General features: G+C 62.2%; 12 protein-coding genes. 1 reads left to right on the top strand and 11 read right to left on the bottom strand.

Features of this window, described 5'->3' with window-relative positions; genetic code table 11:
- Positions 1-9: 9 nt before the first annotated feature.
- Both argJ and secA read right to left on the bottom strand, forming a co-directional pair.
- Positions 10-1,227, bottom strand: a complete 1,218-nt coding sequence (gene argJ / locus DM374_RS10375) for a bifunctional glutamate N-acetyltransferase/amino-acid acetyltransferase ArgJ (RefSeq protein ID WP_110969740.1) — start codon at positions 1,225-1,227, stop codon at positions 10-12.
- Between the two features lie 126 nt (positions 1,228-1,353).
- The gene (gene secA, locus DM374_RS10370; protein ID WP_110969739.1) at positions 1,354-4,089 is read right to left on the bottom strand and encodes a preprotein translocase subunit SecA; all 2,736 of its coding nucleotides are present in this window, start codon (positions 4,087-4,089) and stop codon (positions 1,354-1,356) included.
- 281 nt (positions 4,090-4,370) lie between these two features.
- Here secA and DM374_RS10365 point away from each other — a divergent pair, with 281 nt between their 5' ends.
- Positions 4,371-4,841, top strand: coding sequence for a DUF721 domain-containing protein (locus DM374_RS10365; protein ID WP_110969738.1), 471 nt, complete (start codon positions 4,371-4,373; stop codon positions 4,839-4,841).
- A 61-nt stretch (positions 4,842-4,902) separates the two neighbouring features.
- Here DM374_RS10365 and lpxC read toward each other — a convergent pair whose 3' ends face one another.
- From lpxC to murD, 9 genes are all read right to left on the bottom strand, one after another.
- Complete coding sequence (gene lpxC, locus DM374_RS10360) at positions 4,903-5,814, bottom strand: UDP-3-O-acyl-N-acetylglucosamine deacetylase (RefSeq protein WP_095154679.1); 912 nt, start codon at positions 5,812-5,814, stop codon at positions 4,903-4,905.
- Between the two features lie 112 nt (positions 5,815-5,926).
- A complete protein-coding gene (gene ftsZ / locus DM374_RS10355) occupies positions 5,927-7,123 on the bottom strand; it encodes a cell division protein FtsZ (RefSeq protein ID WP_095154677.1) in 1,197 nt (398 codons plus the stop codon).
- A 57-nt stretch (positions 7,124-7,180) separates the two neighbouring features.
- Entirely contained in the window at positions 7,181-8,434 is a 1,254-nt protein-coding gene (ftsA, locus tag DM374_RS10350) for a cell division protein FtsA (protein ID WP_095154675.1), read from the bottom strand.
- 14 nt (positions 8,435-8,448) lie between these two features.
- Entirely contained in the window at positions 8,449-9,315 is an 867-nt protein-coding gene (locus DM374_RS10345; protein WP_095154673.1) for a cell division protein FtsQ/DivIB, read from the bottom strand.
- A gap of 4 nt (positions 9,316-9,319) precedes the next feature.
- On the bottom strand, positions 9,320-10,276 hold the full coding sequence (locus DM374_RS10340; protein WP_095154672.1) for a D-alanine--D-alanine ligase: 957 nt from the start codon (positions 10,274-10,276) through the stop codon (positions 9,320-9,322).
- Positions 10,273-11,727 (bottom strand): UDP-N-acetylmuramate--L-alanine ligase, encoded by a 1,455-nt coding sequence (murC, locus tag DM374_RS10335; RefSeq protein WP_110969737.1) that lies wholly within the window; start codon positions 11,725-11,727, stop codon positions 10,273-10,275. The genes DM374_RS10340 and murC overlap by 4 nt, the downstream gene beginning before the upstream one ends.
- A complete protein-coding gene (gene murG / locus DM374_RS10330) occupies positions 11,720-12,799 on the bottom strand; it encodes an undecaprenyldiphospho-muramoylpentapeptide beta-N-acetylglucosaminyltransferase (protein WP_110969736.1) in 1,080 nt (359 codons plus the stop codon). The genes murC and murG overlap by 8 nt, the downstream gene beginning before the upstream one ends.
- Positions 12,789-14,006 (bottom strand): putative lipid II flippase FtsW, encoded by a 1,218-nt coding sequence (ftsW, locus tag DM374_RS10325; protein ID WP_095154666.1) that lies wholly within the window; start codon positions 14,004-14,006, stop codon positions 12,789-12,791. Before ftsW ends, murG begins: the two co-directional genes overlap by 11 nt.
- Positions 14,003-15,349: a UDP-N-acetylmuramoyl-L-alanine--D-glutamate ligase gene (gene murD / locus DM374_RS10320; RefSeq protein ID WP_110969735.1), complete on the bottom strand. Its 1,347-nt coding sequence runs from the start codon at positions 15,347-15,349 to the stop codon at positions 14,003-14,005. The genes ftsW and murD overlap by 4 nt, the downstream gene beginning before the upstream one ends.
- Position 15,350 lies beyond the last annotated feature (1 nt).

Below are 15,350 nucleotides of genomic sequence, written 5' to 3'. Positions count from 1 at the left end.
CGTCTTCGATCAGGTCCGGTATTCGGCGTTGATCTTCACGTACTCGTGAGAAAGGTCGGTGGTCCAGATGGTTTCACTGCAATCACCACGGCCCAGTTCGATGCGGATGGTGATCTCTTCCTGAGCCATGACTGCGGCACCCTGGTCTTCGGTGTAGGTCGCGCTGCGGCCGCCTTTGCTGGCGATGCAGACGCTGCCCAGGTACACGTCGATCAGGCTGACGTCGAGGTTCGGCACGCCGGCACGACCAACGGCCGCGAGGATGCGGCCCCAGTTCGGGTCGGAGGCGAACAGCGCGGTCTTGATCAGCGGCGAGTGGGCAACGGCGTAGCCGACGTCCAGGCATTCCTGATGATTGCCACCACCGTTGACCTCCACGGTCACGAACTTGGTCGCACCTTCGCCGTCACGGACGATGGCCTGGGCCACTTCCATGCAGACTTCGAACACGGCCTTTTTCAGCGCGTCGAACAGCGGGCCGCTGGCTTCAGTGACTTCGGCGACATCGGCCTTGCCAGTGGCGATCAGCATGCAGCAGTCGTTGGTCGAGGTGTCGCCATCGATGGTGATGCGGTTGAACGACTTGTTGGCGCCGTCCAGCATCAGGTCTTTCAGTACCGCCGGCGCGACTTTGGCGTCGGTGGCGATGTAGCCGAGCATGGTGGCCATGTTCGGACGGATCATCCCGGCGCCTTTGCTGATGCCGGTCACGGTGATGGTCACACCCTCGTGCTGGAACTGGCGGCTGGCGCCCTTGGGCAGGGTGTCGGTGGTCATGATGCCGGTGGCGGCTTCAGCCCAGTGGTTTTCGGACAGGTTGTCCAGGGCGGCCTGCAGCGCGCCTTCGATCTTCTCGACCGGCAGCGGCTCACCGATCACGCCGGTGGAGAACGGCAGCACGGCGCTGGCATCAACGCCTGTCAGCTCGGCCAGCTTGGCGCAGGTGCGCTCGGCAGCGGCCAGGCCTGGTGCGCCGGTACCGGCGTTGGCGTTACCGGTGTTGGTCAGCAGGTAGCGTACGCTGCCTTGCACGCGCTGTTTGGCCAGAATCACCGGCGCAGCGCAGAACGCGTTCAGGGTGAAAACGCCCGCGACGCTGGAGCCTTCGGCACAGCGCATCACTACCACATCCTTGCGCCCAGGACGCTTGATGCCCGCCGAGGCGATACCGAGTTCGAAACCGGGGACCGGGTGCAACGTTGGCAAAGGACCAAGACCAACAGCCATGAAAGCGCTCCTAGAACATTGAGATGCCGCCTTTGATCGACGGCGCTTGAGATAGAACAACGCCGCGACGGGTCAAGCCTGTCGCGGCGCGGTGCTCATGTTTCAGCGTGACACTGGCGGGTCAGATCAGTCGATCTGGCCATGGCAGTGCTTGAACTTCTTGCCCGAACCACACCAGCACGGCTCGTTGCGGCCCAGTTTGATGTCGTTGCGTACCGGCGCGGCGGCAACGGCGACTTCGGCACCGTCTTCCTGCAATTCAGCAGCTTCCAGGCCAGGCGCGGCGGCATGCTGGAACTGCATGCGCTGGGCCAGTTCTTCGGCTTCGCGGCGCAGACGGGCTTCTTCTTCGATCGGATCCTCGCGGCGAACCTGGACATGGGACAGAACGCGGATGGTGTCGCGCTTGATCGAGTCCAGCAGTTCCTGGAACAGGGTGAACGACTCGCGCTTGTACTCCTGTTTCGGGTTCTTCTGAGCGTAGCCACGCAGGTGAATGCCGTGCCGCAGGTGGTCCATCATCGACAGGTGGTCTTTCCACAGGTCGTCGAGGACGCGCAGCAGGATCTGCTTCTCGAAGGTACGCAGGGCTTCGGCACCGGCGCTGTCTTCTTTCTCGTTGTACGCGGTCAGCAGCTCGTTCAGCAGCTTCTCGCGCAGGGTTTCTTCGTACAGGTGATCGTCTTCGTCGAGCCACTGCTGGATCGGCAGCTTCACGCCGAAATCGCTGGCCAGGGCCGCTTCCAGACCGGTCACATCCCACTGCTCCGGCAGCGATTGTGGCGGAATGTGCTGGCTGATGGTGGCGTCGAGGGCTTCCTGACGGAACTCGGCGATGGTGTCGCCAACGTTCTCGGCAGCCAGCAGGCTGTTGCGCATGTGGTAGATCACCTTGCGCTGCTCGTTGGCCACGTCGTCGAATTCGAGCAGTTGCTTACGGATGTCGAAGTTGCGACCTTCGACCTTGCGCTGCGCCTTCTCGATGGCGTTGGTGACCATGCGATGCTCGATCGCCTCGCCGGACTGCATGCCCAGGGCTTTCATGAAGTTCTTCACCCGGTCAGAGGCGAAGATACGCATCAGGCTGTCTTCCAGCGACAGGTAGAAGCGGCTGGAGCCCGGGTCACCCTGACGGCCGGAACGACCACGCAACTGGTTGTCGATACGGCGGGATTCATGGCGCTCGGAAGCAATTACGTGCAAACCACCGGACTCGATCACCTGCTGGTGGCGCTTCTGCCAGTCAGCCTTGATCTGGGCGATCTGCTCAGGGGTCGGGTTGTCCATGGAAGCCACTTCGACTTCCCAGTTGCCGCCCAACAGGATGTCGGTACCGCGACCGGCCATGTTGGTAGCGATGGTCAGCGCACCCGGGCGACCGGCCTGGGCAATGATCTCGGCTTCTTTTTCGTGGTACTTGGCGTTGAGGACCTTGTGATCGATACCCTCTTTCTTGAGCAGGTTGGACATGTGCTCGGAGGTTTCGATGGTCGCAGTACCGACCAGGACAGGACGGCCGGAAGCCATGCTTTCCTTGATGTCGGTGATGATCGCCGCGTACTTCTCCTCGGCGGTCAGGTACACCAGGTCGTTGAAGTCTTTACGCGCCAACGGCTTGTTCGGCGGAATCACCATCACGTTGAGGGCGTAGATCTGGGCGAACTCGAACGCCTCGGTGTCAGCGGTACCGGTCATGCCGGACAGCTTGTTGTACAGGCGGAAGTAGTTCTGGAAGGTGGTCGATGCCAAGGTCTGGCTTTCGGCCTGGATGTTCAGGTTTTCCTTGGCTTCGATAGCCTGGTGCAGGCCTTCGGAGAGGCGACGACCCGGCATGGTACGGCCGGTGTGTTCGTCGATCAGCAGAACCTGACCGTCCTGAACGATGTACTCGACGTTGCGGTGGAACAGCTTGTGCGCGCGCAGACCGGCATAGACGTGGGTCAGCAGGCCCAGGTTGTGCGCGGAATAGAGGCTCTCGCCCTCGGCCAGCAGGCCGACCTGGGTGAGCATCTCTTCGATGAACTGGTGACCGGCTTCGTTGAGTTCGACCTGGCGGGTCTTCTCGTCAACCTTGAAGTGACCTTCCTGGGTGACTTCGCCTTCGACTTCTTCAATGTGCTGCTTCAGGCGCGGGATCAGCTTGTTGATCTCGATGTACAGCTTGGAGCTGTCTTCAGCCTGACCGGAGATGATCAGCGGAGTACGGGCTTCGTCGATCAGGATGGAGTCGACTTCGTCGATCACGGCGAAATTCAGCTCGCGCTGGAATTTCTCTTCCATGCTGAACGCCATGTTGTCGCGCAGGTAGTCGAAACCGAATTCGTTGTTGGTGCCGTAGGTGATGTCGGCAGCGTAGGCAATACGCTTCTCTTCCGGCGGCTGGAACGGTGTGACGACACCGACGGTCAGGCCGAGGAATTCGTATAGAGGACGCATCCAGTTGGCGTCGCGACGGGCCAGGTAGTCGTTGACCGTGACCACGTGCACGCCCTTGCCGGACAGTGCGTTGAGGTATACGCCCAGGGTTGCCACCAGGGTCTTGCCCTCACCGGTGCGCATTTCCGCGATCATGCCTTCGTGCAAGGTCATGCCGCCGATCAACTGCACATCGAAGTGACGCATGCCCATGATCCGCTTGCCCGCTTCGCGCGTGACGGCGAAGGCTTCAGGCAGGAGCTGGTCGAGGGTCTCGCCTTTGGCCAGGCGCTCTTTGAACTCGGCGGTCTTGGCCCGCAGCTGTTCATCGGAGAGGGCCACCATCTGCTCTTCGAAGGCATTGACGATCTGTACCGTCTTGAGCATGCGTTTGACTTCACGCTCGTTCTTGCTTCCAAAAAGTTTTTTTAACAAAGGCGCAAACATATCGGCAGGATCTTCCACACATAGGGATGGAGGGCGGCCCCGTGAGTCGCCCGTGCAGCCCTTATTGGCCGCATGCGAACGAGCATTCTACCCGGAAACGATGGTGAGGAAAGTGGTGGAGTTCCACGATGCTGGCACAGCGCTTTGACGGGGCTTTTTTACAATAAGGGCTTTTTCGCCAACTTCAACCCGTCAGCCGCAAGATTGCGGCCAATCGCATCCGTCCGGCGTGCGACGAGGGATCTGATAAGATTGCCAGCACTGTCATTGCAGGTGTCTTCATGGCCTACCGCCCCTCTCCCGCTCGCGCCCCCGCCGTACTCCTGCGCGAAGCCCGTCCCCTCAAGGCATTGTTCAGCCATGCACAGCGTCTGGCGCAATTGCAGCGTCTGGTAGAAAGCCAGTTGCAGCCCGCAGCCCGCGAGCACTGTCATGTCGCTTCGTGGCGCGAGGGTACATTGTTGCTGGTGGTCACCGATGGCCACTGGGCAACGCGCCTGCGCTACCAGCAGAAACGCCTGCAACGCGCCCTGCAACAACTCGACGTGTTCGTCAGCCTCAGCCGCATCCAGTTCAAGGTCCAGCCGACCGCCAGCAGCCCGCGCCCCGGCGGTCATGTAATGGATATTTCGAGCAAGTCGGCGGAGAACATCCAGGCGACGGCGGAAGGTATCAGCGACCCGAACCTTCGTGCGGCGCTGGAGCGCCTGGCCAGCCATGGCAAGGGCAACAAGAATCCGCCGACCGAGTGAATCCCGCGCAATAAAAAAGGCCACCCGGAGGTGGCCTTCAAACTAGAGAGAGAGTTCGAACTTATACAGCTGCTACCGGACGCATATACGAGATCGGTGCGGTGCTGGCATCTTCGAAGATCACCACTTCCCAGGCATCTTTCTCCTCGATCAGCTTGCGCAACAGCTGGTTGTTCAGCGCGTGGCCGGACTTGAAGCCACGGAATTCGCCGATCAGGCTGTTGCCCAGCAGGTAGAGGTCACCGATGGCGTCGAGGATCTTGTGTTTGACGAATTCGTCTTCATAGCGAAGGCCGTCTTCGTTCAACACGCCGTCCTTGTCCACCACGATGGCGTTTTCCACGCTACCGCCGAGTGCGAGGTTATGCTTGCGCAGGTACTCGATGTCGCTCATGAACCCGAAGGTACGGGCGCGGCTGACTTCCTTCACGAACGAGGTGCTGGAAAAGTCCACGCTGGCACTTTGAGTCCGGTTGCGGAACACCGGGTGGTCGAAATCGATCTCGAAACTCACCTTGAACCCGTCGAAAGGCAGGAAGGTGGCGCGCTTGTCGCCGTCCTCGACTGACACTTCACGCAGGATGCGGATGAATTTCTTCGGCGCGTCCTGTTCTTCCAGGCCGGCAGATTGAATCAGGAATACAAAGGGACCAGCGCTACCATCCATGATCGGAACTTCCGACGCGGAGAGCTCGACGTAGGCATTATCGATGCCCAGGCCAGCCATGGCCGAGAGCAGGTGCTCTACCGTGTCGACCTTGGTATCGCCATTGACCAGTGTCGTGGACATGGTTGTCTCACCGACGTTTTCCGCACGGGCAGGAATCTGCACCACCGGATCGAGGTCGGCTCGGCAAAATACGATGCCGGTATCCACAGGTGCAGGTTTGAGGGTCAGGTAAACCTTCTCCCCGGAGTGCAGGCCGACACCTGTGGCACGGATGATATTTTTCAGGGTGCGTTGTTTAATCATGGCATTGGCCGCTTCAGCACAGATTGCGAACTGGTATCAACAAAGGCTGGGGATAATAGCAGACCCGGCCTTTGCTGAACACCAATCACCCTAATACCCCTGATAAATTTCATTAATCGGCCTGGCGACGCAGGAAAGCCGGGATGTCCAGGTAATCCAGGTCGTCTTGCGGATTGAGCTTGGCAGCCGCTGCAGCACCGGCGTGCGTCTGGTTGCGCATCACGGTAGGACGCTCCAGGTCGCGGTAGTTCACTGCCGGTTGCTCGTGGCGCACAGGCGCTGGAGCCGGGGTGGAAGCCTGGGCTGCGGCGGATTGCAGGGTGTTGTCGATGACCTTCACAGGCTTCTCGATTTTTGCACCCAGGCCGGTGGCCACGACGGTCACATGCAGCTCGTCGCGCATGTCCGGGTCGATTACGGTACCGACCTTGACCATGGCGTGATCGGACGCGAACGCCTCGATGATGCTACCCACGTCGGAGTACTCACCCAGCGACAGGTCAGGACCGGCGGTGATGTTCACCAGGATGCCACGCGCGCCCTGCAGGTTGACGTCTTCCAGCAGCGGGTTGCGAATGGCCGCTTCAGTGGCTTCACGAGCACGGTTCGGACCGCTGGCGCAGCCGGTACCCATCATTGCCATGCCCATTTCGCTCATCACGGTACGCACGTCAGCGAAGTCGACGTTGATCATGCCCGGACGCTTGATGATGTCGGAGATACCGCGAACGGCACCCGCCAGCACGTCGTCAGCCTTGGCGAACGCGGACAGCAGGCTCGCGTCCTTGCCCAGGATGGTCAGCAGCTTCTCGTTCGGGATGGTGATCAGCGAGTCAACGCTCTCAGCCAGCGCGCGGATGCCCTCATCGGCGATCTGCATGCGCTTGCGACCTTCGAACGGGAACGGACGGGTCACCACCGCAACGGTGAGGATGCCCATTTCCTTGGCCACTTCGGCGATGATCGGCGCAGCACCGGTACCGGTACCGCCGCCCATGCCAGTGGTGATGAACACCATGTTGGTGCCCTGCAGCACTTCGGCGATGCGCTCACGGTCTTCCAGAGCCGCCTGACGGCCGACTTCCGGATTGGCGCCAGCACCCAGACCCTTGGTCACACCGGTACCCAGTTGCAGGATGGTACGTGCGCCGATGTTTTTCAGCGCTTGAGCATCGGTGTTGGCGCAGATGAATTCGACGCCTTCGATGTTGCTCTTCACCATGTGATTGACGGCGTTGCCACCGCCGCCACCGACGCCGATCACTTTGATGACCGGACTTTGCGGGACGTTGTCTACGAGCTCGAACATTTTCCCTCTCCTTTCATTTTTCTCTAGTTTTTGCGCCTACCACTACTGCTTTGAAACTTAAAAGTTGCCCTGGACCCAACGCTTGAAACGCTCAAGCACAGGAGCCTTTGGTTCATCGCCATAGCTGTCGTTTCTAATACCTGGCACGGGCACGCCATCGGACTGCTTCAGCAGGCCGTAGGTCAGCAGACCCACACCAGTGGAGTAAATCGGGTTGCGGACTACATCACTCAGGCCGCGAACGCTGTGCGGCACGCCCAGGCGTACTGGCATGTGGAAGATTTCCTCGGCCAGCTCGACCGCGCCTTCCATCTTCGAAGTGCCACCGGTCAGCACGATGCCAGCCGGAACCAGATCCTCGTAGCCGCTGCGACGCAGCTCGGCCTGGATCAGGGTGAACAGTTCGTCGTAACGCGGCTCGACCACTTCGGCCAAGGCCTGGCGCGACAGTTCGCGCGGCGGGCGGTCGCCCACGCTTGGCACCTTGATGGTCTCGCCGGCACCCGCCAGCTTGGCCAGGGCGCAGGCGTAGCGGATCTTGATTTCTTCGGCGTACTGGGTCGGTGTACGCAGCGCCATGGCGATGTCGTTGGTCACCTGATCGCCAGCGATCGGGATCACCGCGGTGTGGCGGATTGCACCTTCGGTGAAGATCGCGATGTCGGTGGTACCGCCACCGATGTCCACCAGGCACACGCCCAGCTCTTTCTCGTCATCGGTCAGGACGGAATAGGCCGACGCCAGCTGCTCAAGAATGATGTCGTCGATTTCCAGACCGCAGCGGCGCACGCACTTCTCGATGTTCTGCGCGGCATTCACGGCGCAGGTCACGACGTGCACCTTGGCTTCCAGACGAACGCCGGACATGCCCAGTGGCTCGCGCACGCCTTCCTGGTTATCGATGACGTAGTCCTGCGGCAGGGTGTGCAGCACGCGCTGGTCAGCAGGAATGGCAACGGCCTGGGCGGCATCCAGTACCCGCTCGAGGTCCGCAGCGCTGACTTCACGGTCGCGGATCGCGACGATACCGTGGGAGTTCAGGCTGCGGATGTGGTTGCCGGCCACACCGACGAATGCCGAGTGGATGCGGCAGCCGGCCATCAACTGGGCCTCTTCGACGGCGCGCTGGATCGATTGCACGGTGGACTCGATGTTGACCACCACGCCTTTCTTCAACCCGCGCGACGGGTGGGTGCCGATACCGACGATTTCCAGTGTGCCGTCGGCAGCGACTTCGCCCACCAGTGCAACCACCTTGGACGTGCCGATATCCAGCCCGACGATCATTTTGCCGCTATGCGCGTTTGCCATGGTCCTGCCTCTCTCTAATTCTTCGCCACGGCGGATTGGGCCGCGGGCGGTGCAATCGGTTCCCGCCAGCCAACGGCGAGGCCATTGGCGTAACGCAGATCGATGCGGGCGATGTTCGTGATCTGTTCTTTGAGCGTCTTGTTATAAATGGCAATGAAGCGGCGCATCTTTTCCACCAGATGGTCACGCCCCAGCAGCAGTTCGATACCCGGCCCGGCGCTTCCGGCGCCGGTGGTCAGGAACCAGCTGCCACGCTCGCGCAGTTCCAGACGTGCGATCGAAAAGCCCAGGGGACGCAGCATCTGGTTCAGTACCTGATATTGCTGCATCACTTGTTGCTGAGCCCGCTGCGGCCCGAACAGCTGCGGCAGGTGCTCATAGTTGGCCAGCTCGCGCGGCGTGAAGGCCTGGCCCTGATTGTTGAGCAAGGCATCATCACCCCAGCGCGCCACCGGCAACTGCTCCTCGAGACGGATCACCACTTCGTCTGGCCATACACGGCGTACTTCTGCATGGGCGATCCAGGGCATCTGCTCCAGTTCGGCGCGCATGCTCGCCAGGTCGACGGTGAAGAAGCTCGCCGCGACGTAAGGCGCGATCCGCTGCTGCACCGCCTGCTGGCTGATGTAGCTGAGGTCGCCCTGCACGGCGATCTTGGTGATCGGCCGGTCGGCATACGGCATCAACCGCTGCGCGCCTTCATAGGCGCCAAAGCCTGCGGCCACCAGAAGAATCGGCCACAGCAGTCGCTTGAAAACACTGAAGCCAGGCTTGGGCAGGCGCGCCGACAGCGGCTCTTTCGCCACCATCCGGCTGGCACCACGCGGCACCGGCTTGCGGCCGGGAGCGGGTTGCTGATGACGTACCATCGCGCCTTGCATGGGCTTAACCTCGCGCCTCGACACTCGCCGCCAGAATCGCCAGCACCAACTGCTGGAAATCGAGTCCGGCCGCACGCGCCGCCATGGGCACCAGGCTATGGTCAGTCATGCCTGGCGCGGTGTTGACTTCGAGCAGCCAGAACCGGCCCTGCTCGTCCTGCATCACATCCACACGGCCCCAACCGGCGATGCCAATGGCGTCGCAGGCGCGGGCGGTGAGGTCGATCAATTCCTGTTCCTTGGCGCTGTCCAGGCCACACGGAATCCGGTACTGGGTATCGGAAGCCAGGTACTTGGCGTCGTAGTCGTAGAACGTATGCGGGGTGCCCAGCGCGATCGGCGGCAGCACCTGGTCACGCAGCACCGCAACGGTGAACTCCGGACCATGAATCCACTGCTCGACCAGCACTTGCGAATCGTAGGTGGCGGCGTCTTTCCAGGCAGCGACCAATTCGTCGACGCTGGTCACTTTCGCCATACCGATACTGGAACCTTCATGGGCCGGTTTGACGATCAAAGGGAAGCCCAGTTCCGCGCCCGCAGAAATACAGTCGGCTTCGCTGGCCAACACGGCATGACGTGGGGTCGGAATGCCCAGGCTCTGCCAGACCTGCTTGGTCCGCAGCTTGTCCATGGCCAGAGCCGAGGCGAGGATGCCGCTGCCGGTGTAAGGAATGCCGAGGCATTCCAGCAGGCCCTGCATGCTGCCGTCTTCACCGCCACGACCGTGGAGGATGATGAAGGCGCGGTCGATCTTCTCGCTCTGCAGACGGGTCAGCAGGTCGTCACCGACGTCGATGGCAACCACGTCGACGCCGCCGCTGCGCAGCGCGTCGATCACCGCAGCACCGGACTTGAGCGACACTTCGCGCTCGGCGCTCTTGCCACCGTAAAGCACGGCGACGCGACCGAAGTCTTTCGGCGCAATTGTGGAATGCAGTTTGGCGTAGGCTTCAGTCATTTCGATTTCTCCTGACTGGCAACCGCACCAGCGAACAACGGGCTCTTCAACAGTTGTGGCGCCAGCCCGCCGATATCACCGGCACCCTGGCAGAGCAGAATGTCGCCGGCGCGCAGCAGCGGCTTGACCACTGGCGCCAGCTCGATGCCGCGCTCGATGTAGATCGGGTCGAGCTGGCCGCGCTGACGAATGCTGCGGCACAGCTGGCGGCTGTCCGCACCCGGGATTGGCTCTTCGCCGGCCGGGTAGACTTCCATCAACAGCAGCACGTTGGCATCGGCCAGCACCTGGACGAAATCGTCGTACAGGTCGCGGGTCCGGCTGTAGCGGTGTGGCTGATAGACCATCACCAGGCGGCGCTCCGGCCAACCACCGCGGACTGCCTTGATCACCGCGGCCACTTCGGTCGGGTGGTGTCCGTAGTCATCCACCAGCATCACGCTGCCGCCTTCGACCGGCAGCTCGCCGTAGACCTGGAAGCGACGACCCACACCCTGGAAGCCCGAAAGCCCCTGGACGATGGCTTCGTCGCTGATACCTTCGTCGGTGGCGATGGCGATGGTCGCCAGCGCATTGAGCACGTTGTGATTGCCCGGCATGTTGACCGACACATCCAGCGGCTCGCGGTCACGACGCAGCACGGTGAAGTGGGTCTGCATGCCTGACTGACGCACGTTGATGGCACGCACGTCGGCTTCTTCGCAGAAGCCGTAGGTGACTGCCGGGCGCTTGACCAGCGGCAGGATCTCGCGCACTACCGGGTCATCCAGGCAGACCACGGCCAAGCCGTAGAACGGCAGGTTGTGGAGGAACTCGACGAAGGTTTTCTTCAGTTTGTTGAAGTCGCCTTCGTAGGTCGCCATATGGTCGGCGTCGATGTTGGTGACGACCGCCACCAGCGGCTGCAGGTGCAGGAAGCTGGCATCGCTTTCGTCAGCTTCGGCGATCAGGTAGCGGCTGGTGCCAAGCTGGGCGTTGGTACCCGCGGCATTCAGGCGGCCACCAATCACGAAGGTCGGATCGAGGCCGCCAGCGGCGAACACCGACGCCAGCAGACTGGTGGTGGTGGTCTTGCCGTGGGTGCCGGCGACTGCGATACCGTGGCGATAACGCATCAGTTCGGCGAGCATCTCGGCGCGCGGCACGACAGGAATACGGCGTTCCAGCGCGGTGGCAACTTCCGGGTTGGCGGTGTTGATCGCGCTGGAAACCACCAGCACATCAGCGGTCGCGGCGTTCTCGGCACGGTGGCCGATGAAGATTTCAGCGCCGAAGGACTCCAGGCGCTCAGTCACTGCCGAGGCCTTGAGGTCCGAGCCGGACACCTGGTAGCCCAGGTTCAGCAGCACTTCGGCGATACCACACATACCCACGCCGCCGATACCGACGAAGTGAATGCGGCGGATGCGACGCATCTCGGGTTGAGGCATGGCTTTCTGGTTCTCAACCATGGGCCACCTCCAGGCAGATGTCGACCACGGTGCGGGTAGCAGCAGGTTTGGCCAGGCGGCGCGCGGTGGCGGCCATGGTGTCGAGTTTTTCCGGTTGCATCAGTACCTCGTTCAGGCGTTCAGCGAGCTGCGCTGCGCCAGTTGTCGCTTGTGGCATCAGGAAGGCAGCACCTTCGCGGGCCAGATAATGGGCGTTGTGGGTCTGGTGGTCGTCGATCGCATGGGGCAAGGGCACCAGCATCGAAGGCAGGCCAGCCGCCGCCAGCTCACTGACGGTCAGCGCGCCGGCACGGCACACCACCAGGTCGGCCCAGCCATAGGCTTGGGCCATATCCTTGATAAACGGCTCTACCTGAGCCTCGATCCCGGCTTCGCGATAACGCTCGGCGGTGATCTGGTCGTGATTCTTCCCGGCCTGATGGAACACCTCGGGACGAATGGCCTCCGGCACCAGCGCCAGGGCCTGGGGCAACAGCTTGTTCAACGGCTCGGCACCGAGGCTTCCGCCCAGTACCAGCAGCCGCGCACGGCGTCCCGGCAGGGCTTCGCGCACGGGTTCCAGAAACAGCTCACTGCGCACCGGGTTACCGGTGGTACGACGTTTTTCGCTAGCGTCGAAAGTGTTCGGGAACGCTTCACAGACACGGCCGGCCAGCGGCACCAGCAGCCGGTTGGCGGTGCCAGCACGGGCGTTCTGCTCGTGGATCACCACGGGCACGCCCGCCAGCCTCGCGGCAACGCCGCCGGGGCCAGTCACGTAACCGCCGAAGCCGACCACACAGACCGGCTTGAGCTGGCGGATGATCCGGCGAGCCTGCAGCACGGCCTTGATCAGGGTGAACGGCGCCTTGAGCAGCGACAGCTTGCCCTTGCCGCGCAGGCCGGTGACGTTGATCAGGTGCAACTGCAGGCCAGCCTGCGGCACCAGTTCGTTTTCGATGCCGCGTGGCGTTCCCAGCCAGTGCACGGTAAAGCCGCGCGCCTGGAATTCCCGGGCACAGGCGAGTGCCGGGAACACATGGCCGCCGGTTCCGCCGGCCATGATCAATACGTTCTTGCCGTCAGCGGCCATGATGATTCGGCTCCTCGGCAAAGTCGTCTTCGTCGAACTCGTGTTCCTCGCTGCCAAGGTGCGTGCGGCTCTCCCATTCGATACGCAGCAGCAACCCCACACAGGCACAGCAGATGACCAGCGAACTGCCCCCGTAACTGAGGAAAGGCAGGGTCAAGCCTTTGGTTGGCAGCAGGCCGATGTTCACACCGATATTGATGAGGAACTGGCCGATCCACAGGAACGCCAGCCCGAACGCCACGTAGGCGGCGAAGAATTGCTTGGCTTTCTCGGCCCAGAGACCGATGTACAAGGCGCGGACAGTGACGAAGACGAACAGCGCCAGCGTCGCCAGCGAGCCCACTACGCCCAGCTCCTCGGCCAGCACCGAGAACACGAAGTCGGTATGTGCTTCCGGCAGGTAGAACTGCTTCTGCACGCTGTTACCCAGACCGACGCCGAACCACTCGCCGCGGCCGAAGGCGATCAACGCCTGGGTCAACTGATAGCCGGAACCGAACTGGTCCGCCCACGGGTCGGTGAAGGTTGTCAGACGGGCCATCCGGTAGGGCTGCGCCTGAACCAGGACGAACACCGCACCCACTGCCAGCGCCACCATCAGGCCGAAGCGGAACAGACCGACGCCGCCGAGGAACAGCATGGCCGCGGCCGAGCCCATCATCACCACGGTGGCGCCGAAGTCCGGCTCCATGAGCAGCAGGCCCGCCATCGGCAGCAGCACGATGAAAGGCTTGAAGAAGCCCATCCAGCTTTCGCGTACTTCCTGCTGCCGACGCACCAGATAGCCCGCGAGATAGATGACGACGAAGACCTTGGCGATTTCCGATGGCTGCACGTTGAAGAAGCTGAAGCCGATCCAGCGCCAGGAACCGTTAACTTCGCGACCGATACCAGGGACCAGCACCAGTATCAGCAAGCCGAAGGCACCGATCAGCATCAGGTAGCCCATGCGCTGCCAGGTCGAGATCGGCACCATCATGGTGACGATGCATGCGCCCAGCCCGAGGGTCACGTACACCAGGTGGCGAATCATGTGATACAGCGGGTTACCCGACTGCGCCGCAGCCACTTCCGAGGACGCCGAGGTGATCATCACCAGGCCCAGCCCGAGCAATGCCAGGCAACCGACCAGGAACGGGAAGTCCAGGTCGATGCCACGGCCGCTGATCAGCGGCGACGGGTAGGGCTTGATGGCGCCGAAGATCATGCCAGCCCTCCCACGGCCTGGGCGAACAGGCGCCCACGCTCTTCAAAGTTCTTGAACATGTCGAGGCTGGCACAGGCCGGCGACAGCAACACCGCATCGCCCGGTTGAGCCAGTTCGGCACACTGCTGCACCGCTTCATCGAGTGTCTTCACCCGCACCAGCGGCACGCTGTCGCCCAGCGTTTCAGCCAGCCGTTCGGCATCACGACCCAGCAGCACCACCGCGCGGCAATGCTCGGCAACGGGCGCGCGCAGGCCAGAGAAATCGGCACCCTTGCCATCTCCGCCAGCGACCAGTACCAGCTTGCCGTCGATATCGGCGCCCAGACCTTCGATGGCAGCCAGAGCGGCGCCAACGTTGGTGGCTTTGGAATCGTCGTACCAGTTGACCTCATTACGCTCGCGTATCCACTGGCAACGATGGGCGAGGCCAGCGAAATTGCGCAGGCTTTCCAGCATGGCGTCGAATGGCAGGCCGACCGCATGACCCAGTGCCAACGCCGCCAGGGCATTGGACTGGTTGTGTGCACCGCGGATCTTCAACTCGCGTACCGGCAGGAGGTTCTGGAACTCGAACGCCAGGTACTTCTCGCCATCCTCTTCGCGCAGGCCGAAGGCCTTGAAGTCGGGTTTGTTCAGGCCGAAGGTCCAGCACGGCTGGCCTTCAGTCAGCAACGGACGGCTCAGGGCATCCTGACGGTTGACCACTACTTGCCGCGCACCACGGAAAATCCGGTGCTTGGCCAGGTGATAAGCCGGCAGGCCGCTGTAGCGATCCATATGGTCTTCGCTGACATTGAGCACAGTCGCCACTTCAGCGTTGAGCTGATCAGTGGTCTCCAGCTGGAAGCTCGACAGCTCCATCACGTACAGCTCGACGTCATCGCTGAGCAGGTCCAGCGCGGGAGTGCCGAGGTTGCCGCCGACTGCCACACGTTTGCCCGCCGCAGCGGCCATCTCGCCGACCAGGGTGGTCACGGTGCTCTTGGCGTTGGAACCACTGATGGCAATGATCGGAGCCTTGGCATTGCGGGCAAACAATTCGATATCACCCGACAGCTTCACGCCGCGAGCGGCCGCCTGCTGCAAGGCAGGTGTAGCGAGCGCCAGGCCCGGACTGACGTAGAGTTCGTCGGCGCGGCAAAGGAAGTCCACATCCAGCTCGCCACAGCGCACTTCGATCTGTGGGTAGTCGCGTCGCAGCGTCGCCAGCTCCGGTGGGTTCTCCCGGGTATCGGCCACCGCAAACGCAACGCCCCGGTTCGCCAGGAAGCGAACCAGGGACATGCCGCTCTTGCCGAGGCCGACAACGATGCGGAAGTGGTCTGATGCGATCAGTGACACG

The sequence above is a fragment of the Pseudomonas huaxiensis genome, assembly GCF_003231275.1.
Taxonomy (GTDB): domain Bacteria; phylum Pseudomonadota; class Gammaproteobacteria; order Pseudomonadales; family Pseudomonadaceae; genus Aquipseudomonas; species Aquipseudomonas huaxiensis.
The sequence above is the reverse complement of the archived record's forward strand: the minus strand, read 5'-3'. Positions and strand labels throughout refer to the sequence as shown.

What these genes read in the sequence shown, in the direction of transcription:
- argJ (WP_110969740.1), bottom strand. Translation starts at nt 1,227, where the DNA reads ATGGCTGTTGGTCTTGGTCCTTTGCCAACGTTGCACCCGGTCCCCGGT.
- secA (WP_110969739.1), bottom strand. Translation starts at nt 4,089, where the DNA reads ATGTTTGCGCCTTTGTTAAAAAAACTTTTTGGAAGCAAGAACGAGCGT.
- DM374_RS10365 (WP_110969738.1), top strand. Translation starts at nt 4,371, where the DNA reads ATGGCCTACCGCCCCTCTCCCGCTCGCGCCCCCGCCGTACTCCTGCGC.
- lpxC (WP_095154679.1), bottom strand. Translation starts at nt 5,814, where the DNA reads ATGATTAAACAACGCACCCTGAAAAATATCATCCGTGCCACAGGTGTC.
- ftsZ (WP_095154677.1), bottom strand. Translation starts at nt 7,123, where the DNA reads ATGTTCGAGCTCGTAGACAACGTCCCGCAAAGTCCGGTCATCAAAGTG.
- ftsA (WP_095154675.1), bottom strand. Translation starts at nt 8,434, where the DNA reads ATGGCAAACGCGCATAGCGGCAAAATGATCGTCGGGCTGGATATCGGC.
- DM374_RS10345 (WP_095154673.1), bottom strand. Translation starts at nt 9,315, where the DNA reads ATGCAAGGCGCGATGGTACGTCATCAGCAACCCGCTCCCGGCCGCAAG.
- DM374_RS10340 (WP_095154672.1), bottom strand. Translation starts at nt 10,276, where the DNA reads ATGACTGAAGCCTACGCCAAACTGCATTCCACAATTGCGCCGAAAGAC.
- murC (WP_110969737.1), bottom strand. Translation starts at nt 11,727, where the DNA reads ATGGTTGAGAACCAGAAAGCCATGCCTCAACCCGAGATGCGTCGCATC.
- murG (WP_110969736.1), bottom strand. Translation starts at nt 12,799, where the DNA reads ATGGCCGCTGACGGCAAGAACGTATTGATCATGGCCGGCGGAACCGGC.
- ftsW (WP_095154666.1), bottom strand. Translation starts at nt 14,006, where the DNA reads ATGATCTTCGGCGCCATCAAGCCCTACCCGTCGCCGCTGATCAGCGGC.